The sequence below is a fragment of the Nicoliella lavandulae genome (assembly GCF_037546185.1).
GTDB classification, from domain to species: domain Bacteria; phylum Bacillota; class Bacilli; order Lactobacillales; family Lactobacillaceae; genus Nicoliella; species Nicoliella lavandulae.
The window spans coordinates 1082202-1105692 of record NZ_JAWMWH010000001.1; the positions used below are offsets into that span (position 1 = coordinate 1082202).

Here is a 23491-nt window from a genome sequence, read left to right on the forward strand (position 1 = left end):
TAGTTAATAGTATGGCTAATAGCTATCTTGCTTCGACCGTTAATATTGGACGAAGTTCTGCTGATAGTTTAGTTAATAGCACTAATAGTGCTAATAGTGTTGTTCAAAGCACTTTCGCTTCTGCTAATGGTCTAACTAAGAGTAATATGGATGCTTATTATTCAGCTTATCCTAGTAATGCGGTGGTTAGTAGCGCACATAGTGCATTTTATAATGACTTAGGTTCATTAAGTGCGCTTAGTACGGATGCAAATACTCAAAGTGCATATATGAGTTCTGCCTATTTAACTATGATGAGCTTAGGAAATTCTGCCAGTGCAACTAGTTCGCAAAATGCATCTCTACTAAGTAATGTGACTAGTTATGCTTCATTAGCTTCATCAGCATATGCTAATAACGACTTTGCTAGTGGGAGTTCAAATAACTCACTAGCTAATTCATACCTAGCATTATTAAATGCTAATACTAGTAGTGCGTCGGGTTATTTTGATCAAATTAGTAGTTTGCAAACGAGTGCAACTAGTGCCCGGAGTAAGGCGATTAGCGATGCCAGTGCTGCTAGTTCAATTGCAACTGATGTTAATAACCAATTAACGAGTGCTAGTGCTGCTTATGTTGCTCAAAGTAATGCTGATGAAACTAGTATTGAAGCTTCTATCACTAGCCAAAAAGCATCTGAAGCCGGAATTAAGAGTAATACCGCTAATGCGGCTTCTTTTGCAGCTAGTAATGTTGCCCAAGGGGCTGGTTCAAATGCATCAACTGCGATTTCAGCAGCAAGTACTGCTAATAGTAACTTCCAACAAGTTTCATCTGCGGCTTCTAGTGCCGAAGAATTAGCTAATCAAAATAAGGGTAATGCTACGGTCAATAGTGCTAATAATGTTATTAAGTCTAACCTTTCGGTGGCTTCGAATGCTGCATCGCAAGCTAGTCAAGCTGCCAGTCATGCTAATGAACAAAGTTCCATTGCGAGTGTTGCTAGTCAAGCTGCTAGTACGGCAGCAGCTTCAGCTAATGCAGCAAATTCAACAGCAGCTTCAGCTAATGCAGCGGCTAGTACGGCTGCTAAGAACGGGGATGCGAATGCAGCTAGTGCTGCCCATTCGGCTGCATCAGCTGCGGCTGCAGTAGCATCATCTCAAGACAGTATAGCTTCAAGTGCAGCTAGTGCCGCCCAAGCAGCCGCTGCCGCTGCGGCTGCTGATTCAACTGCAATTGATAATTATAAGAGTGTAGCAGTATCAGCTAATGATGCTGTTACATCAGCTGCAGCTGTATTGAGCAGTGCGGCTTCACAGGCACTTAATGGTAGTTCTTCAGTTGCAAATGCGGAAACAGATATTAGTACTAACGCAGCACAAGTCATTAGTACGGCTAATTCGATGATTGGGGTTGCTAACCAAACTAGCAGTTCTAACACCACTACATCAAGCTATGCTAATGCTACTAATACCTATACTCAATCTACTGCCACTAATGCTGCCTCAGCTAGTGCAATTGCTGCTAACAACCCTAGTAATTCTTACATCCAAACGCAAAATAGTGATATTATAGCTGCTTCACAGGCTGCTTCAACTGCTAATCTAGATGCAGCGGCTCAAAGTACTAATGCTGTTAACTATTCTATAGCGGCTAGTAGTGCAATTAGTGCAGCTAATAGTTATATTGCTGCTGCTAATTATATTTCGAGTGCTGCTAGTTCCAATGCTTCATCTGCATACATTGCTTATAATGCCGGAAGCGCTACTAATGGAGACGCATTTAGGGATGCAGTACTTAGCAGTCAAAGTTCAATGAAAGCATTATTGCAATCTGCATCAAATGCATTGATTAATGCCCAAAATAACAGTACGGCGGCTTCAGCTGCAAACAGTAAAGCAATTAATGATCAATCAATTGCTAGTTCGGCTGCACAATTAGCCGCTAGTAAGTATGCATTGATCAGCTCAGCGGCTAATGGATCCGCAAACGTTGCCAAGAATAGTAGCGTCGCTTCAGCAGCATTAAGTATGATTAGTAGTGGGGTGAGTCTAGTTAGTTCCCATTCTAATGATACTAGCTCATATGCAGCCATTACTGGTTCTGCTGTCAAGACCATGAGTGGCTATTATCAACAAACATCATCTGCTAGTTCATCCATTAAGAACTTATTTAGTCAATACAGTAATAATGCCATCGTTAGCTCATATGCTAGTGCGGTTGGATATGATTACTCCGGTGTAAGCAGCTATAGTGATGATGCTTCATCCCAAAATAGTGCAGCTAATCAAGCAAGCAGTCAAGCTAGTGCGTTAGTACCATCTTTGAACAGTAATATTAGTTTAGTTAATTCACAAGCGGCTTCAGTTGCTAATTATAATTCATTGGCCATTTCATACTACAATGAGGGTAATCTAGCTAGTGGTGATAGTTATGCCAACTTAGCATCTGGAATCGCCTCTGCAGCTTCTTCAGAAGCTAGTACGGTTGCCACGCAATCCACGCAATTGAGTCAATATAATCAAACTGCTTCTCAAGCTGCAAGTAACGTTCAAAATGACGTTTCCAATGCTTCTGTATTGGCTAGTTTAGCAGCATCTAATTATGCTGCGGCTAGCAATGCTATTGCTGATTCGAATGCAGCACAGTCTTCTGCTGCCTCAAATGTGAGTTCAGCAAACAATAATAGTAGTGAGGCTAGTGCAATTAGTAGCCAAGCCAATAGTTACTATGCTGGGGCAGTTAATGCTACTTCAAGTGCTTCTAGTTATTCGGTAGCTGCTAGTTCTGCTAGTGTTGTGGTCAATAGTAATTCTAATCATGCCCAACAAGTTTCATTGGTTGTTAGTGGATACTTGAATCAATACTCAAGTAACGCTGCATTGATCAATGATAATAGCCTTATCAATAGTAATATTGCTCAGTTAAGCCAGCTTAATAGTGATGCTTATAATCAATCTTCCGCTGCAAGTTCAGCATATCAAGCAACCGTTAGTGCCGCTTCGGCTACTTCTACTCAAGCTAGTATCGTAAGTAGTGCTGCTCTACAAGCATCAATAAACGCTAGTTTAGCGCTATTTAATGTGGGTAAAAATAACTACGATATTGCAAGTATGTATAATTCATATGCCGCTAGTTATGCTGCTATTGCATCGCAAAATGTGGATAATGTTAAACAGGCATCTGTTGCTACAGACAGTCAATTATCATCTGCTGCTTCGGCTGCTAGCCAAGCTAAATCAGATGAACAAGCTGCTTCTTCAATTAATGATAGTATTAATAGCTTATTTACTGCGGCATCCAATGCGGCAATTGCTGCCAGTGAAGCAGCAGTGGCAAGTAGTGCTGCGCAAAACGCTTCAGCTGGGAATAGTAATGCTATTATTTCTAGCTCTCAAGCTAGTTCTGCCGCTAATGACGCCCAAAGTGCCAACCATGTAGCTCAATCAGCATCTGCTTCAACTAGTTTAAATGCATCTAAAGCTAATGCTAGTGCGGCATCTGCTTCAGCTGCCGCTAGTTATGCTGCTAGTATTGCTGCAAGTGCGCCTAATAATTCACTTGCTCAGTCGGCTGCTGAACAAGCATCAATTGCTGCTAGTGATGCGCAAAATCAAAATTCAATTGTTGCTAGTGCTGCTTCGGCTGCTAATAGTGCAAAGGATTTAGCTGATAAGGCTAATCAAGCAGCAGTAATTGCTAACCAACATGCCTCCAGTGCGAACCAAGCTGCCCAATCTGCAGCTCAATCTGCAAGTAGTGCTGCTCAAGCGGGGGATAGTTCAGCTGCTGGATCATTTAGAGCAATTGCTAATAGTACAGCAACGATTGCCGATAATGCAGCTAAAGATGCTAGTTCAGCTGCATCAGCTGCCATTGCTGCTGCTAATAATGCCAAAAATGCGGCTGATGCTGCCACTAATGCTAGTCAAGCAGCCGAAAAGGATAATAATATCGCTAATGATGCCCTTAATTCAGCCGGAAGTGTCGCTAGTGCTAATTCTGGTTCTGCGGCTGGTAATAGTTCTGCAAATAGCATTAATGCCCAGGGTGACACCGCTAGTGCTCAAACTTCATCATATAACGCTCTAGTTAAAAACGAATCAGTTAGCCAATATGTAAGTATTGCTAGTTCTGCATCTTCCGCTGCTAGTGGGTACAATGGATCGACTCAAACGATTGCGAGCCAAATTAGTGGAATGGCCAGTGCTAATTCTGATAATCACGTCGTAGCTTCTGCCAATAATTCTGCCCAATCGCTAGCAATCGTTGCTAGTGCAGCTGCCAGTCTAGCTAGTTCACTATCTTCAGTCGTTAACACTAATTCTGATTATTTAACTGATGCTCAAAGTCAAGCTAGTGCTAATAACATGAATGCTGCTAGTGCAAATTCCAACGTGCATAATCTAACTAGTCAAGCCGTTAGTGCGTACAATACTGGTAATAATACGCTAGGGACGATCCTAAACCAACAAGCATCTAGTGCTGCGAGTGCCATGCAAAGTTATGTTAATGAGGCTATTAAGCAATCATCATTGGCTTCTACTGCCATTAATGCTGCTTCTAATGCGGCAGCATCTGCAGTTACTCAACAATCAATTGCTAGTTCAGCTGCTAGTCTTGCTGCAACTTTATTAAGTAGTGCAAGTGACTCAGTCAAGCGGACTCAAAACACGTCTAACAATAACAATGCTGCTGCACAGTACAGTAATGCCATTAACCAATCGATTAGTAGTGCAAACATTAATTCAGATTCTGCCAACCAATACGCTAGTCAAGCCGCAAGCTATGCAAGCCTATTGAGTAGTTCTGCTGGCTCTGCTACGCAAACGACGAATTCATTGGTAGACTTAGCTAATTCACATTCTAGTAATGCGTCCTTAACTAGCTATGCTTCTGCAGCCAGTGCTGCTAATTTATCAATTAATAGCTACAACAGTGATGCTGCTAGTCAATCTAGTCTTGCTAATAGTGCCGCAGCTACTGTAACTGCTTTAAGTAATGCGAACCAATCATTACTTAGTTCATTTGCCAGTGCATCGATTGCGGTAACTTCAAACAATAGCTTAGCCAATTCAGCTTATAATAATGGAGACGATAGTGACGGTGATATATACTCTGCTCAAGCAATAGTTGCCTTAAACAGTGCTAAAGGATATAATCAATCAATTACTGCCAATAGCAATAGTATCCAAACGCTTACTAGTACTGCTAGTCAAGCTGCCAGTCAAGCATCTGCTGATTCTCATCAAGCTAGTTTCCAAATTAGCTTAGTGGATAGTATTGCTAGTGCGGTAGCTACTCTATCCACAGCAAGTAATAACGGAAGTGGTTCAGCAAGTAATAATAACCAATCTGCAAGTAGTATCGCTAGTGTTACTTCTAATGTTAATAATGCGGTGTCAGTAACTGCTGGTTCTGCCCAATCTTATGCTTCAGTAGCTAGTTCTGCTACCGTTGCGGTCTCTGGATACAGTAAGAACACTAGTAGCATTGCTGATATGCTTAATTCATTGATTGCTGCTAATGCTAATAACAGTATTGCTGCTGGAAATAGCAGTGTAATTAGTTCAGCAGCCAAAGTAATTCAACAAGCATTAAGTGATGTTAACAATCAATCGGCGATTGCAAGCAGTGCTTATTCAGTAGCCAGTTCTGCTGCTAACCAAGCTAGTGAGGATAATCGGCTTACTAGCCAAGGGGTTCAAACGATTAACAATTTAACGAGTCAAGCGGTTGCTGCTTATAATTCTGGTAACGTTATTTTAGGGAGCATTTTAAATTCCCAAGCTGCCGAATCAGCGGCTAATTTGACGAGTTATCAAACTGATGTTAACAATCAAAAGACAAGTGCCGAAACAGTAACTACATCGGCTAGTTCTGCTGCTGCACAAGCGTTAATCGATCAAAGCAATGCTGCTAATGCTGCTAATGCAGCACTAGCTGCTTTCAGTGCGGCTAGCAGCGCTACTAGCAATGCGAATAAAGCGGCTTCAAACGGTGCTGACAATAATTCTGCAACCACTAGTGCCCAGTCCTTGATGAGTAGTTTATTAGCAAGTAGTGATACTAACTTGAGCAGTGTTAATTCATATGCTGCAATTACTTCGGCCGATTCATCGAATGCGGTCCAATCATCAAATGCGGCTAGTGATACTAATTCATCGGTTGCTCAATTATCTTCACAACGGCCGAATGATAAATCGATCGCTAGTTATGCAACCCTAGTTAGTTCTGCTAACCAAGCCATTAATTCATACAATGGTGACGCTAGCTTACAGAATAGTATCGCTACCAGTGCCGCCAGTTCAGCTGCTAGCGCGCATAGCGCATTGAATGATTTGAACAATAGTATTACTAGCTATGCAATTGCTGTATCTAGTTATGACAGTTTGGCTAAGTCTGCTTATCTAGCTGGTGATCAATCACAAGGTGATAGTTATGCTAGCTCAGCTAAGGCTACGGTTGCGAGTGCTTCTACTGCTGCGCAAAGTGCAGTTTCAAATGCTAATGCAATCAAGTCATTAACGAATGTAGCCAGTCAAGCCGCTAGTCAAGCTAACTTAGATATTAACCAAATCAATGCTCAAAGTGGTGCCATTTCAAGTATTACAAGTGCCATAACTAACATGAACAATACTGCGAATAGTGGTAGTGCAGCCATTAGTTCTGCCACTAGCAGTGCTAATTCTGCCAGTGACGCTACTAAGGTGGCCGCTAATACGGCTAATGGTGACTCCACAACTGCTCAATCTGCAAATACTGCGGCATCATCAGCTGCAGTGGTTACATCTGGTGATGTGAACACTGCTAGTTCGATCAATAGCCAAATTAATAGTTACTATGCTAATGATCCAGCCAACAGTACGTTCAAACAAAACTCTGCAGCTGCATCCAGTGCGGTCGTTACGATCACAAACGCGAATAGTGATGCTCAAGTCCAAAGCAGTATTGCTAATAGTGCTTACAAACAAGTTTCTTCTCAAGCGGCATTAATCAATGCTGCTAACGCTAGTGCCATCAGTGCGGTTTCAAGTGCTAACAATGATTACGTGCAAGCAAGTAGTGCATTTGCTGCTGGGGATGTTAATACCGGGAGCTCCTATGCTAGTGATGCATCATTAGTAGCCATAGCAGCTAGTACCCAGGCTTCTATTGCTGCGAGTGCTGCTGCCACGACTGGTAGCTGGACCAACTCAGCTGTTGTAGCCGCATCACAAGCTAAAGTTGATCAATCACTTGCTAGTCAAGCGTTGATTGCAATGAGTAATGGGTTGAGTTCAATTGTTGCTGCTGCTAATTCTGCGAATACGCAAAATAGTAACAGTGCAACGAGTGCTAATAATTCAGCAAATAGTGCATTAACCAGTGCTAATGGTTTTGCTAGTGGTGCTAATGTTGACGTTAATAATGCTAATGATGCTAATCGGAATGCTAGCATCGCTGATAGCTACGTTAACTCAGATGCTAATAATGCTACGCAACAAAGTAGTATCATTACTAGTTATGCTAATACCGTTGCTAATTCTGGTAATCCAGTGATTAGTAGTGCTAGTTCGTTTATCAATAGTGCCAGTGCAACACTATCAACATTAAAGAGCAGTGCCGATGCTGATAGCCAAGCTGCTAGTTCACAAGCGCAATTAGCTAGTTCAGCTGCATCTGTTGCTAATAGTCAAAATACGTTGACTAGTATTAATGCTAGTTTAGCTATCTATAATGCTTCCCAGGCTAACTCTGCGAATAGTGCTCAAAACTATACGCAAGCTAGTCAATTTAATAGTGCCGCCGCTAGCTATGCTAGCCTAGCTAGCCAAAATGCTACTGCTGCTCAAACTGCCAGTCAAAATGCATATAATGCTACTAGTTCCGCTCAACAAGCTGCTAGTCTAGCTGCTAATGCCCAAGCCAGTGCTAATCAGATCACCAATTCCATCACTAGTGCGATGAGTGCTGCGAATGATGCGAGTGTAGCCGTTAGTCACGCGGTAGTAGCTAAGAGCTATGCTGATCAAGCCAGTGCAGATAATAATAGTGCCAATAGTGCTCAAACCAGTGCTAGCTCATATGCCAACCAAGCAAGCAGTAATGCCAATAATGCTACTAGTGATGCCAACTCTGCTGCTGGATTTGCTAGTGCAACTAAAGCGTTAGCTAGTTCAGCTAGTTCTATTGCCAGCGCTAATCCAAATAACTCCAACATTAGTTCATTGGCTAATAGTGCCAATGCTGCAGTAAGTTCAGCTAACTCTGCAGCAAGTGCAGCTGCTGATGCCCAAAGCAAGGCACATGATAATTACAATACTGCAAGTAGTAATGCAGTTATCGCGAGTTCAGCTGCTACTGATGCATCTAACGCTAATAATCGTGCTAGTGCTGCTGCGAGCGAAGCTAATAGTTTTGCCAGTGCCGGGAATAGTAGTGCTGCTAATTCATCACGGATCGTTGCTAGTCAAGCAGCATCTGATGCTGATGCAGCATTGAGTAAAGCATCAGCTGCCAATCAAGCGGCCTCAATCGCAGCCTCAAATGCGGCTGTTAATAGTTTAATTGCCAATAGTGCTAATACGGCTGCCAGCTTAGCTAATAGTATAGCTAACAGTGCCAATAGTGCTGCTAATTCAGCTTCTACGGCAACGGCATCTGCTACTGGTGGTAATACCAGTGTTGCTAGTTCAGCTAACAATTGTGCTACTAATATTAATACCAATGCCAGTGCTGCCAATGCAGACGCCAATTCAGCTGCTAATTATAGTGCAATTGCTAGTTCTGCTTCAGTAGCAGTTAGTGGTAATAATAATGATGTTAAATCAGTGGCTACTTCTGCTAATAGCTTATCAACTGCTAACTCGGGTAATGTTGTAATCAGTGCCAAGACATCAATTGTTAATTCAGCTGCTCAAACGATTGCAAGTGCTTCTTCGACCGTAAATACGCAGTCTTCGATCGCTAATAGTGCTTACCAAGTGGCTAGTCAAGCTGCATCCAATGCTAATTTAGATTCTTATAATGCTAGTTTAACCGTAAGTAATGTTAATAGCTTGATATCACAGGCTAATAGCGCTTATTCAAATGGGGACATTGCTGATGGAAACATTTACGCTCAGCAAGCATCGACTGCTGCTAGTGGGATGGCTAAGCAACAAGCGGATGCATCTAGCCAAAGCTCAACTGCTGCTTCAGCAGCTTTAGTAGGGAAGAGTGCTGCTCAACTCGCTACTGATGCTCAATCATCTGCTAATCAGGCTTCGATTGCTGCTAGTGTGGCCTTTAGTGAGGCTCAATCAGTAGCAAATGCAACTAGCAATGCTAATTCAAATGCAAGTAACAACCAATCTGCTATTAATAGTGCTAATTCAATTGCCAATAGTGCAATGAGTGGAAATGCTACCAATGTTAGTGCTGCAAATAGTTATGCATCTGTGGCTTCTACTAATGCTTCTAGTGCAGTTTCTAATGCCAATAGTATCAATACCCTTAATAATGGAATTGCTAGTTTAGCCAGTGCGAATGCATCAGACGCATCATTAGCTAGCTATGCAACTTTAGCTAGTTCTGCTAATGCTAAATTATCTTCATTTGCAAGTGATGCTAGTTCACAAGCTGCATTAGCTCAAAGTGCTGCTAATACGGCTAATACCATTCATGGTTCTGATGATGGCTTAAATACGAACATTAAGAATGCTGCCAGTGCTGTTCAATCTAACAATTCTTTGGCAAATTCAGCATATATGACTGGTAATAATAGTGATGGTGATAGTTATGCTAAATTAGCAACTTCTGCCGTTACGGTTGCTAGTCAAAATGCGCAACAATTATCGAACAATGCGAGTGCTATTCAATCATTAACTGCAGTGGCAAGTACGGCTGCTTCTAATGCTGTACAAGATGTTCAAAATATGGCAGTGCAAATGAGCGCCTTTAACCAGGCCTCAAGCAATGCAAATAGTGCTAATTCTGCTGCTCACAGTGGAGCTAGTGATGCAAGTAATGCAAATAGTCAAGTTAGCTCTGCTTCTGATGTAATTAGTGACGCTAGTTTACATGCACCAGGTAGTCAAAGTGCAACTAATTCTTATAGCATTGTTGCCAGTTCAGCTGCTAGTGTGGTTAGTTCTAATGCTATTCTGAATAGTCAAACGGCTAGTTCCGTTAATAGTTATTACAACCTTGATCCAAGTAATAGTACCTTTAAGCAAGCGTCAAGTGCTGCCAATAGTGCGATGACGGTTATTAATAGTGCAAATACTGATGCACAAAATCAAAAGGTGATTGCAAGTACTGCTAATAGCAATGTAGGTTCAAATATAGCTGTAATTAATTCTGCGATTTCGGCAATTGCAACTATTAATGCTACAACTTCAATCTATTACTCACAGGCTGCTTCTGCGTATGCAATTGGTAACTTACACGATGCTAGTGCAGCAACTGTCGCAGCTAAATCCAATGCAGCATTGGCAAATACAAATGCTCAATTAGCGCAAAGCGCGAGTGCAGCAATCACTAGTTTAACTAATGTTGCTAGTTCCGCAGCTGCTCAAGCCGTTCAAGATGAAAGTAATGCATCCAATGCAGCGACTGCATTAAATGCTGTTAATAGTAATGCTGCTAGTGCAGCTGCATCAGCAACGCAAGGTGGGAATAATAGTGCTACTTCAAATAGTAGTGCTGCTGCTAGTGCCTCTCAACAAACTAGTAGCTTTGCTAGTGCAGCCAATGCTAACGCCAATGGTGCTTCATTGTCTGCTAGTCAAGCTGCCAGTGCTGATAGTGCAATTAACAGTGCGTCAGCTCAAGTAGATCAACAAAGTGCTCAAATGAGTAACGTAGTAACGAATAACCCAAGTAATGCAGCAATTAGTGCGGCTAATTCCTTAGTCAATAGTGCTAGTTCCGCTATTACTAGTCTCAAAACTGCTGCTGATTCCCAAAGCAGCGACGCTGCTTCTGATTACGCAACTGCTAGTTCAGCTGCTAGTGTGGCTAATGCAACGAGTGTTGCAGCTAGTTCGAATGCGAACTTAGCTAGTCTCTTTGCTAGTCAAGCTATCTCAGCTAATAATGCGGGTAACTACACTCAAGCGAGTGCTTTGAACCAAAGTGCGGCTAATTATGCTAGTGCAGCTACGAACTTGATTAGCCAAGCAAGTACGGCAAGTCAAAATGCTGCAACTGCAAGTACAAACGCTAGTACAGCAGCTAGTGCCGCCATTGCCAACCAAGCCAAGGTTAATGGGTTAACTAGTCAAATTAATAGTGCCATGAGTGCGGCCAATACTGCGAGTGCGGCTGCCAGTTACGCATCTACTGCTTCGAGTGCAGCCAATACTGCTAACCAAGCTAGTGCTGCTACTAGTGGAATCAATTCTAATACCAGTTCTAATGCATCCTTAGCCACGTCCAATTCGACTACAGCTAATACGAATGCACAGACTGCCCATAGCTTTGCTAGCTCCGCTAGCCAAAGTGCCAGTGCTTTGAATAGTCTCTACAGTAGTAATAGTAGCAATAGTGTCATTAGTTCAGCTGCGAGTGTTGCTGATAGTGCTGCTAGTGTTGCTAGTTCAGCTGCTAGTGATGCAGATGCTGCTAATAGTTTGGCTTCTAATGCCGCCAGTGCTGCTAATAGTAATGCTGTAATCGCAAGCAGCGCTAATTCGATTGCGCACTCCAATAGTGCAGATGCCGCTAATGATGCTTCATTAGCTAGTCAAGCTGCCAATAGTGGTGATCAATCAGCTGCATCATCATATGCCCAACGGGCATCGAGTGCTGCAGCACAAGCCCAAAGTGCTAATAGTGATGCCATCAATGCTTCGAACGCGGCAAGTCAAAATGCATCGATTGCAAGTTCTGCTGCCGCAAAGGCTTCATTAGCTAATAGTACGGCTAGTTCAGCTAACAACGTAGTTAGTTCTGCCTCTACAACGGCTTCCAATGCTATTAGTAATAATCAGGCTGGTAGTGATAGCACTAATAGTGCTAACCAATCTGCTAATAGTATTAACACCCAAACTTCTAGTCTAGCTAATAGTACTAGTGCCGATGCTCAAAAGGCCATTTCATATGCTAACGATGCTAGTTCTGCTGCTGTTGCTACTAGTGGTTACAATAGTGGAGCAAGTAGTAATGCTAATGCTGTTTCCAGCGTGGCCGCTGCTAATAGTGGTAATACGATTGTTCAAAGTGCAAATACCGTTGCGAGTCAAAATGCATCGATCGCATCTTCAGCTAATGGAGTTGCCCAATCACAAGCTAGTGTGGCTGCCAGTGCTGCTAGTGTAGCCAGTGCCGCTAATAGTAAGGCAATCGCAGATAGTCAAGCTGCTAGTTCTGGTGCTAGTCTAGTTAATAGCATGACCAGTCAAGCTATGTCAGCTTATCAAGCCGGCAATTCAATTGCCGGTTCCATCTGGAACTCACAAGCAGCTAGTGCGGCAACTAGCTTAGCTAGTTACCAAAGTGATGCTGCTAGTCAATCAAGCATTGCTAATGCGGCTAAGATTACGGCTAGTTCAGCGGCTATTGATGCCATTAAGGCACAATCAGCTGCTAATAGTGCTTCCATAGCTATCAGTAATGCCAACTCAACTGCACAATCAGCTGCAACGGTGGCTCACAATGCCAATACCAATGCTAGTGGTAACCAAAGCACGGTAAGTAGTGCAACATCGATTGCCAATAGTGCAATCAGTGCTGATAAGACTAACGTTAGTGCTGTTAACCAATATGCTAGTGATGCCGATGCTAGTGCTAAGCAAGCTAATAGTAGTGCAACGAGTGCTAATGATACGAATAATAGTATCGCTAGTTTAGCTAGTGCTAATTCAGCAAATGCTTCTCTTGCTAGTTATGCCACGGCTGCAAGTATGGCTAATGCTAACATTAGTTCATTTGCGGCAATTGCTAGTTCGCAAGCTACGCTTGCAAGTAGCGCGGCTAGCGTAGCTAACTCGATTCAATCAACTGATAATAGTCTAAACTCTAATATCCAAACTGCATCTAGTGTAGTTGCATCCAATAATGCAGCCGCTAATGCCGCTTACCTATCCGGTAACTCTAGTGATGGAGATAGTTATGCTAAGGTCGCTAGTACTGCTGCATCTACAGCTAGTCAAAATGCACAACAACTAACTAATCACGCTAGTGATATTCAATCATTGACGAGCGTAGCAAGTACTGCAGCAAGTACCGCAAGTCAAGCCGTTCAAAATATGGGAGTTCAACTAAGTGCCTTTAACCAAGCTTCTAGCAATGCCGCTAGTGCTAACTCTGCTGCTCATAGTGGAGCTAGTGCGGCTAATGATGCTAATAGTCAATTTAGTTCGGCTTCAGGCGTTACAAGTGCGGCATTAAGTGACGCTGTTAAAGCTCAAGGCAATACTAGCCAAGCAGCATTTACAGCTAGTTCGGCTGCAAGTGTAGTTAGTTCTAATGCTATTCTGAATAGTCAAACGGCTAGTTCAATCAATAGTTACTACAATTCTGATCCAAAGAACAGTGCCTTTAGTCAAGCAGCTAGCGCTGCTAATAGTGCGATGAGTGTTATTAATAGTGCTAATTCAGATGCTCAAGGTCAAAAGACCATTGCTGCTAGCGCTAACAGTGTGGTCAATGCTAATGTGAACTTGATCAGCTCTGCTAGCTCAGCCTTTGTAGCTATTAGTGCTACTAATAGCATTTTCTACTCACAAGCTGTGTCTGCTTATGCTGCAGGTAATTTCGCCACTGCTTCACAAATGAATTCGGCTATGGCAAGTAATGCCGTAATTGCTAATAGTAATGCAGACGTTGCTAAGAGTGCGAGTGCAGCAATCACTAGCTTAAGCAGTGTTGCTAATTCCGCAGCTGCTCAAGCCGTTCAAGATGAAAGTAATGCATCTAATGCAGCAACTGCATTAAACACTGCTAATAGTAATGCTGCCAGTGCAGCTGCCTCAGCAACGCAAGGTGGCAATAGTAGTGCTAATGCAAATAGTAGTGCTGCTGCTAGTGCCTCTCAACAAACTAGTAGCTTTGCTAGTGCAGCCAATGCTAACGCCAATGGTGCTTCATTGTCTGCTAGTCAAGCTGCCAGTGCTGATAGTGCAATTAACAGTGCATCAGCTCAAGTAGATCAACAAAGTGCTCAAATGAGTAACGTAGTAACGAATAACCCAAGTAATGCAGCAATTAGTGCGGCTAATTCCTTGGTCAATAGTGCTAGTTCCGCTATTACTGGTCTCAAAACTGCTACTGATTCCCAAAGCAGCGCCGCTGCTTCTGATTACGCAACCGCTAGTTCAGCTGCTAGTGTGGCTAATGCAACGAGTGTTGCAGCTAGTTCGAATGCGAACTTAGCTAGCCTCTTTGCTAGTCAAGCTATCTCAGCTAATAATGCGGGTAACTACACGCAAGCGAGTGCTTTGAACCAAAGTGCAGCTAATTATGCTAGTGCCGCTACGAACTTGATCAGCCAAGCAAGTACGGCAAGTCAAAATGCTGCAACTGCAAGTACAAACGCTAGTACAGCAGCTAGTGCCGCCATTGCCAACCAATCCAAGGTTAATGGGTTAGCTAGTCAAATCAATAGTGCCATGAGTGCAGCCAATACTGCTAGTTCCGCCGCTAGTTACGCATCTAATGCTTCGAGTGCAGCCAATACTGCCAACCAGGCCAACTTAGCTACAAATACGAATAACACGAATACTAGTTCGAATGCGGTTATTGCAAGTGATAAGGCTAATTCAGCCAGTGCTAATGCACAATCAGCAAGTACTAATGCTAGCGCAGCTACTACTAGTGCAAGTGCAATTAATAGTTTATTTAGCGCTAACAGTGGTAACAGTGAAATCAGTTCTGCCGCCAGTGCTGCTAATAGTGCAGCGTCAGTAGCTAGTGCAGCTGCCAGTGAAGCTAACTCTGCTAACCAAGTAGCTAGTTCGGCTGCCAATACTGCTTCCAGTGCTGCCGGAAAAGCAAGTACAGCTAACTCGATTACTAGTGCTAACAATGCCGCTGCATCTGATGCTGCTTCGCTTGCTAGTTCCGCAGCTAATGGTGGTAACCAATCTGCTGCCTCTTCATATGCTCAAGCTGCATCTAGTGCTGCCAGCCTAGCGCAAAGTGCAAGCAATGATGCCCAAAGTGCATCAATAATTGCGAGTCAAAATGCATCAATTGCCAGTGCCGCTGCTAGCCAAGCCAATAGTGCTAATGTTGTAACTAGTTCTGCTAGTCAAACCATTAGTGCTGCAAACCATGATGCAAATAACGCTATTAGTAATACTAAGGACGGTAGTGACAGCGCCAATAGTGCTAACCAATCTGCTAATAATATTAATTCTCAAACTTCTAGTCTAGCTAATAGTACTAGTGCCGATGCTCAAAAGGCTATTTCATATGCTAACGATGCTAGTTCAGCTGCTGTTGCTACTAGTGGTTACAATAGTGGAGCAAGCAGTAATGCTAATGCTGTTTCTAGCGTGGCAGCTGCTAATAGTGGTAATACGATTGTTCAAAGTGCAAATACCGTTGCAAGTCAAAATGCATCGATCGCATCTTCAGCTAATGGGGTCGCTCAATCACAAGCTAGTGTGGCTGCCAGTGCTGCTAGTGTGGCCAGTGCAGCTAATAGTAAGGCGATTGCAGACAGTCAAGCTGCTAGTTCTGGTGCTAGTCTAGTTAATAGCATGACCAGTCAGGCTATGTCAGCTTATCAAGCCGGCAATTCAATTGCCGGTTCCATCTGGAACTCACAAGCTGCTAGTGCGGCAACTAGCTTAGCTAGTTACCAAAGTGATGCTACTAGTCAATCAAGCATTGCCAGTGCGGCCAAGTCTACGGCTAGTTCAGCGGCTAGTGATGCCATTAAGGCGCAATCAGCTGCTAATAGTGCTTCCGTAGCCATCAGTAATGCCAACTCAACTGCACAATCAGCTGCAACGGTGGCGCACAATGCTAATACCAATGCTAGTGGTAACCAAAGTACGGTAAGTAGTGCAACCTCGATTGCCAATAGTGCAATCAGCGCTGATACGACTAACGTTAGTGCTGCTAATCACTATGCTAGTGTTGCTAGTCAAACCGCTACTAGTGCAAGTACTAGTGCTAATAGTGTTAACAATATCAATAATAGTATTGCTAGTTTAGCAAGTTCCAACACGACCAATGTTTCACTAGCCAGTTATGCAACGGCTGCAAGTATGGCTAATGCTAACATTAGTTCATTTGCAGCAACTGCTAGTTCACAAGCCGCTATTGCAAGTAGTGCTGCCAGTGTTGCTAATGGGATTCATGCTTCAGACGCTAGTCTAAATGATTCAATTACGAGTGCTGCCAGTGCGGTTGTATCTGATAATACTTCTGCTAATTCCGCTTACTTAGCTGGTAATGATTCAGCTGGTAGTAGCTATGCCAGTGCTGCTAGTGCTGCTGCTTCAAATGCAAGCGCAAATGCTCAACAATTATCCAATCATGCTAGTGCAATTCAATCACTAACCAGTGTTGCTAGTGCGGCAGCGCAAAGTGCTTCTCAAGCGCTTCAAAATATGGGCGCTCAAATGGATGCCTTTAGCCGGGCTGCTAGTGCAGCTAGTCAAGCTAATACTGATCAAAGTCAGGGGAGTAGTTCAGCTCAATCTGCTAGTGATCGGACTCAATCTGCTATCAGTACCTTTAGTCAAACTGCTAGTGCAGAAGCCATTACTGCTAGCCAAGCTGGTAACTTTAACTCAACGACAGCATCAATTGCGAGTGCCGTTAGTTCCACTGCAGTTAGTGGTAATACGACAACCAGTCAAATTAATAGTTACTTTGCTGGTGATCCAGATAATAGTAACTTCCAAAATGCATCATCTGTTGCTAACAGTGCAATTACGATTATTAACAGTGCCAACTCAGATGCCCAAAGTCAAAAGGCAACGGCAAGTAGCGCTTATAGTGCAGTTACATCCCAAAACGCATTAATTAGTAGTGCTAATGCTACTTTAAACAGTGCTAACAGTGCTGTTAATGTTTACTATGCACGGGCTAGTGCTGCTTACCAAGTTGGTGATACGACCAATGGATCTGCATATACTGCTAGTGCTGCTAGTGCAGCTTCAGTTGCAGTAGCACAAGCTAGTTTAGCTACTAGTGCCAACAGTACGGTAATTGCCTTTAACGCTACTGCCAGCACGGCTGCTAGTGTGGCTGCTAACGATCAAACGAGTGCTGATCAAGCCGCTGCTAGTTTGAATTCGGCATTAACTAGTGCTAGTTCCGCTGCTAATGCGGCCAACCAAGGCGCTAGTGCAAGTGCTAATAATACGAACAGCAATGCTGCTAATGGTAGTGATAAAGCTAGTTCATTTGCTGGTAGTGCAAACGTTAGTGCATCTAGTGCTGCTAGTGCTAGTTCACTAGCCACTTCAATTGCAAGCTCCATTGCTAATGACTCAACAACTGCTAGTCAACAACAAGCAGTAATGAGCAGCTATGCTAATCATAATCAAACATCGGCCATGAGTACTGCTAATTCGGCCTTTAATAGTGCTAGTTCAGCATTAGGGAATGTTAAACAATCTGCTGATAACGCTGCTAGTGTGGCAAGTCAACAAAATCAACTCGCTAGTGCCGCTGCTTCAAATGCTAATAATGAAAATTCAATGGCTAGTGTGAATGCCAGCCTAGCTAGTTTCAACACCAGTTTGGCTAACTCAGCTAATAGTGCGCATAACTACACCCAAGCTAGTCAGTTCAATTCCATTGCTGCTAGTTACGCTAGTGGTGCTAACCAAAATGCTGCCAATGCAGGTACTGCTAGTCAAAGTGCTAACAATGCTAATCAAGCTGCTCAAGATGCCCTTAAGCAAGCTCAATCAGCTCAAAGCAGTGCCGATGCATTGAAGCAAACGCTTAACTCTGCCATGAGTGCTGCTGTTAATGCTGATGCTGCTAATCAGATTGCTAGTTCAGCTAGTGTTAACTCAGCGCAAGCTAATTCAGCTAATGCTGGGGCTAATACTGCTGCCAACAATGCTCAAACAGCTAGTTCCAATGCTAAGATTAGTCAATCCACGGCTGGTAGTTATGCTGCTCAAGCATCTGATAACGCGAGTGCTGCGGGCCAAGCTGCTAATAGTGCGTCATCCGTTGCTGCTAGTCAATCTAACAATGCAACGATTAAATCATTAGCTAGTGATGCAAGCAGTGCTGCTAGTGTTGCGAGTGCTGCTAGTCAAGCGGCTAGCCGGGCTCATGACTTAGCTACTTCTGCTAGTTACACGGCTGATAATAATAGTTCAATTGCTAGCTCAGCAGCTCAATCAGCATCTACTGCTAACCAAACAGCATCTCAAAATGCATCCCTTGCCGCTAGTTACGCCAATAACGGTGACTACAGTGCAGCCAGCTCAGCTCAACTGATTGCCAGTTCAGCAGCCAGTGCTGCTAAGAATGCCCAAAGTGTTGCTCAATCAGCAGCTAGTGTCGCAAGTAATGCTGCGAACGTGGCAAGTAGTGCGAACAATGATGCAAGCAACGCTGCTAGTTTAGCCAGTGCTGCTAACCACATGGCTACTAGTGATAATAGTGCCGTTAATTCAACCGTTAGTGCTGCTCAATCTGCTGCGGGCAATAACTCCACAATTAGTAGTAATGCTAGTCAAACATCATTGAGTGTCAGTCAGGCTACGAGTCAAACGATTGCCAACACAGCATCTGCATCTGCGGATGCGCTTAAGGCTAGTTCTGCAGCGGTTGCGGCTGGTAATTCGAACTCTAATGCCCAATCCAATGCCCAAACGGTAAGTAGTTTAGCCTTAGTTCACAGCAACAATAGTGTAGTTAATGCCCAACAATCAATCGTTAATACTGCTTCCAGCGCTGCGGTTAGTGCGGCTAGTGATGCCAATGTACAATCCAGTAGGGCTAATAGTGCTTACCAAGCAGCAAGTTTAGCTACTGCTCAAGCTCAATTAGCATCATCGAATGCTAGCTTAGCAAATAGTAATGTAGCTAGTTTAGTTGCTGCTGCCAATAGTGCTTATGGCAATGGTAATGCTACTGAAGGCAGCGTATATGCTCAACAAGCTAGTCAATCAGCTAGTGCAATGGTTCAACAATCTACCATTGCCAGTGCCCAATCATCGGTGGCTGCTTCTGCTAGCGCAGTTGCCAGTGCCGCTGCTAGTCAGGCAATTATTGATCAAAGTACGGCTAGTTCGGCTGCAGCAGCAATTGCAAATGCTACTAGTACGGCTAGTTCAGCGATTGCTGGGGCTTCACAAGCTGCCACGAATGCTGAAAAGAATAATGGTGCAGCTCAGTACAATTCATCATTAGGCTCTAGTGCAGCCGCTGCTGATGCAGCTAACGTTAGTTCAGCTAACTCTTATGCTTCTGATGCGGCTACAATGAATCAATCTGCTACGGCGATTGCAAGTACTGCTAATAGTATCAATTCAAATGTAACTAGCTTAGCTAGTGCAAATGCATCGAATGCATCGGTTGCTAGTTATGCTAATGCGGCGAGTGCTGCCATTGCGCAAATCTCAGCTAATGCAAGCATGGCCAGTGATCAAGCAAGCGTTGCAGCGAGTGCAGCTAGTGTAGCTAATACCATTCACAATACTGATGCATCCTTAACCACTACGTTAAGCAGTGCTTCTAGTGCAGTTGCAGCTAACAATGCGTCAGCTAATGCGGCTTACCTTGCTGGTAATTCCAGTGCGGGGGACAGTTATGCTAAACAAGCTGCTGATGCAGTTAACACTGCTAGCTTAACTGCGCAACAAATTGTGAACCATGCTAGTTCAGTTCAATCATTAACGATTGTGGCTAGTCAAGCAGCATCCAGTGCCGCCCAAAACGTACAAAACATGGCCGTTCAAATGAGTGCCTTTAACCAGGCTTCAAATGGCATCAATAGTGCCTTATCTGATGCGGCCAGCGGGACCAAGAGTGCTGCCACCGCTAGTGATAATGCCAGTGCTGCTAGTTCGGCAGTTAATAGTGATGCAACGATTGCAAGTGGCAACTTTAATGCTACTAGTGGTTATAACTCAGTAGCATCTACTGCTGCCGGTGCAGTTAGTGGTAGTACCACGGCCGCTAGTTCAATGACTTCAGCCATCAATAGCTATCTATCGAACGATCCATTTAATAGTACGTTCAGTAGTAATGCTAGTGCTGCCGGTCAACTAATGAACACCATCAATAGTTTGAACAGTAATGCGCAATCGCAAAAAGCAATTGCAAGCAGTGCTAACAGTGCGGCTGCTTCTCAATCTGCAGTCGTTCAATCTACTGCCGTGGTGATCACCTCTGCAAATAGTAATGCTAATAGTTACTATCAACAAGCTAGTGCAGCATATCAATCTGGTAATCAACAAGTTGGTTCATTATATACAGCCTTTGCTGCTTCGGCAGCGGCTGTAGCCAGTTCTCAAGCTGCAATCGCAGATAGTGCAACTAAGACGACGGATCAATTAGTGAGTGCTGCTAGTTTGGCAGCGGCTCAAGCTCAAGTTGATCAACAAAGTGCTGAAACAGCCACGACTAACCTTAGTCAAATGCTATCCGCAACTGCTACTAGTGCTTCGAATGCGGGAACCAGCATCAGTGCGAGTGCCAATGATGCTGATTCTATCGCTGCGAGTGCTAGTCGGGCGGCAAGTATTGCTGCCAGTGCGGCTAGTGACAGTGCCCAAAGTGCTACAAGTGTCAATGCCCAAGCTAGCGTTAATGGCAGTCAGGTAAGTAGTTATGCTAATTACGCTGACCAACAAAGCGCTACGATGAGTAACTACGTTAATAATCCAAACAATGCTAATAACTCAGCTATGCAAGCGGCTAACGGGGCCTTTAGTCAAGCTAGCGCTGCATTAGTTAGTGCTAATAGTGGTGCCAAGAGTAATGCTGCCGTTGTTTCAAGTGCTTATCAAAGTGCTAGTGCTGCCTTGCTCAATGCAAGTAGTGCCAGTGCAGTCGTAAGTATTAACGCTAGTTTAGCAAGTATCACGACTAGCCAAGCTATCTCGGCTAACAGTGATCATAACTACACGCTAGCTAGTCAATTTAATTCTTCAGCTGCCAGTTATGCTGCATTAGCAAGTACGAATGCTGCTACGGCTCAACAAGCTAATCAATCTGCGAGTGCGGCATTGTCAAATGCCCAAAGTGTGGCAATGCAAGTTAGTCAAAGCCAAAGTGCAGCAACGGCCTTGAATGCTTCGATCAATGCAGCCTTAAGTATTGCGGCAGCAATCGATAGCGCCGTTAGTGACGCTAGTGCTGCGAGTCAAGCTAATGCCAAGGCTCAAATGAATAGTCAATCAGCTAATAGTGCTGCCAGTCTTGCTAATACTGCAAATCAAACTACAGTTGCTCAATCGAATACGATTAATTCAATGAACCCAGTTGTATCTGGTGTGGCCAGTGCGGTTAATCAATCTGCCCAATCCGTTGCAGTTGCTGCTGCCTTGAATTCTAGTAATTCAGTTGTGCAATCATTAGCTGCTAGTGCAAGTGCCGTCAATAGTGCTGCAAGTGGCTTTGCTAGTTCGTTGAATAATATGATTCCACAAATTAGCTCTGCAGCTGCAGTCACGAGTGTGAATGCATCCCTTGCCAGTCAAGCTAGTCTTAGTGCTAGTCAGGCTAGTTCCAATGCTGCTAGTGCTGCAATTGCGGCAAGTAGTTATGCCAACGCTGGTAACGCTAGTGCGGCCAGTGCAGCACGTTTCACTGCTGAATCTGCACAACAACAAGCAAGCAGCAATGCCAATACGGCTAGTTCTGCAACTGTGATTGCTCAATCATCAGCAAGTGTGGCTGCTGGATTGCAATCATTAGCACAACAAGCAAGTAGCAATGCTGCATCAGCTCAACAAGTAGCGCAATCATTAGTTAGTGCTACTCAATCAGCTATTTCGGTCGCCAATAGTGGTCAAAGTGCAGTTGGAATCATCAACAGTAGTGCTAATCAGGCAACGAGTTCCGTTGCTAGTTTTGCTACCAGCGCCACCAGCTTTAATCAACAAACTGGCATTGCGACTGGTCAAACTAGTTCTGCTGCGGTGGCAACCAGTGGTTTGACTAGCATTGCTTCAATGAATGCTGATCAAATTGCTAGCCTCGCTACCACTAGTGCAAGCAATCAAGTTATTAGCCAACAAGCTCAAATTGCCAGTGCTGCCCAAAATAGCTTGAATGCAAGCACTGCCCAAAGTAATGTGAATACGTTATTTGATCAAGCTAACCATGCTTATCAAACTGGGGACCAATCTGCGGGTGACATTTACCAAAGTCAAGCGCAAAGCTTCTTGGATAATTTGAAGCAACAAGCCAGCGCTGCTAGTGCTCAAGCATCAATTGCTAGTGCCCAAAGCACCGTTGCTAGTTCAGCTAGTGTCCAAGCGGGAATAGATCAATCGAAGGCTAGTGTCGCTGCAAGTACGGCTTCCTCTGCATTCAAGACGGCTAGTTCCGTTGCGGACGCAGCTAGCTTAGCCAATTCCAATGCCAGTGCGGCTAGTGGAACTGCTAGTCAAACTGATCAAATTCAACAAAGCGTAGCCAATAACAGCGTGGCTAGTTTAGCCAGTGCTAACTCTGCTAACGTTTCATTGGTTAGCTATGCAAATACGATCAGTAGTGCCAGTGCAGTTGTTACAAGTGCCAATACCACGGCAAGCAATGCCGCTGCTACTGCTAGTTCCGTGCAATCATCTGATGCCGCCCTAGTGTCCGTGGCACAAAGTACGGCCAGCGATGTTGCTACTAATAATCAAGCCGCTAGTTCTGCTTACCAAGCCGGTGATTCCAGTGCTGCAAGTAGTTATCAAGCTCAAGCTAAGCAAGCATTATCCAACGCAATTATGATTAACCAATCGGTTGCAAATGATGCGAGTCAAATTCAATCATTGACTAACGTCACCAGTAGTGCTGCTCAAGCAGGGGCGGATGCACTTAAGCAAGCCCAAAGTGCTGCTAGCATGATCGCCCAAGCAACGAGCGCTGCGAACTTAGTTAACAGCACGGCGAACCAAGGGATGGCTCAAATTAACTCAGCAAGTCATCAAACTAGTTCCGCTAACGTTGCATTGAGTAATAATTCCAAAGCGGTAGTTCAAGCACAATCGGCTAATAGTCAATACAGCATTACTGCTAGTGATGCTTCATCAGCCGTTAATGCGAGTGCATCGGTTAATCAACAATCAGCGAGTGCCGTTGCCAGCATGTTCAACCAAGATTCAATGAACAGTGCCTTTATCAATGCCAACAGTTCCGCTAGTTCAGCATTAGCTGCCTTCGATCGGGCTAATCAAGATGCGCAAGCACAATCACAAGTAACCAATAGTGTCAGTCGGCTAGCCAAGCTACGAATACGGCCAGTGATGCCACTAGTGGTATCAACCAAGCAGTAAGCGCCGCTTCGGTTGCGAACCAAACGACTAATGCTGCCAATACCGCAGTTAGCCATGACATTGCTAATGCGGATCAACAAAGTAACGCCCTCAATAGTTACAGTAATGCGGTATCAAGC

At 43.9% G+C, this 23491-nt stretch carries 1 protein-coding gene; it reads left to right on the forward strand.

Translation table 11 applies throughout. From position 1 onward, the window contains the following. Window positions 1-11 precede the first annotated feature (11 nt). Window positions 12-23372, forward strand: a complete 23361-nt coding sequence (locus tag R4146_RS05150) for a hypothetical protein (protein ID WP_339960352.1) — start codon at window positions 12-14, stop codon at window positions 23370-23372. Window positions 23373-23491 lie beyond the last annotated feature (119 nt).

Excerpts from the sequence above, each read along its gene's own strand:
- R4146_RS05150 (WP_339960352.1), top strand. The coding sequence starts at position 12 with ATGGCTAATAGCTATCTTGCTTCGACCGTTAATATTGGACGAAGTTCT.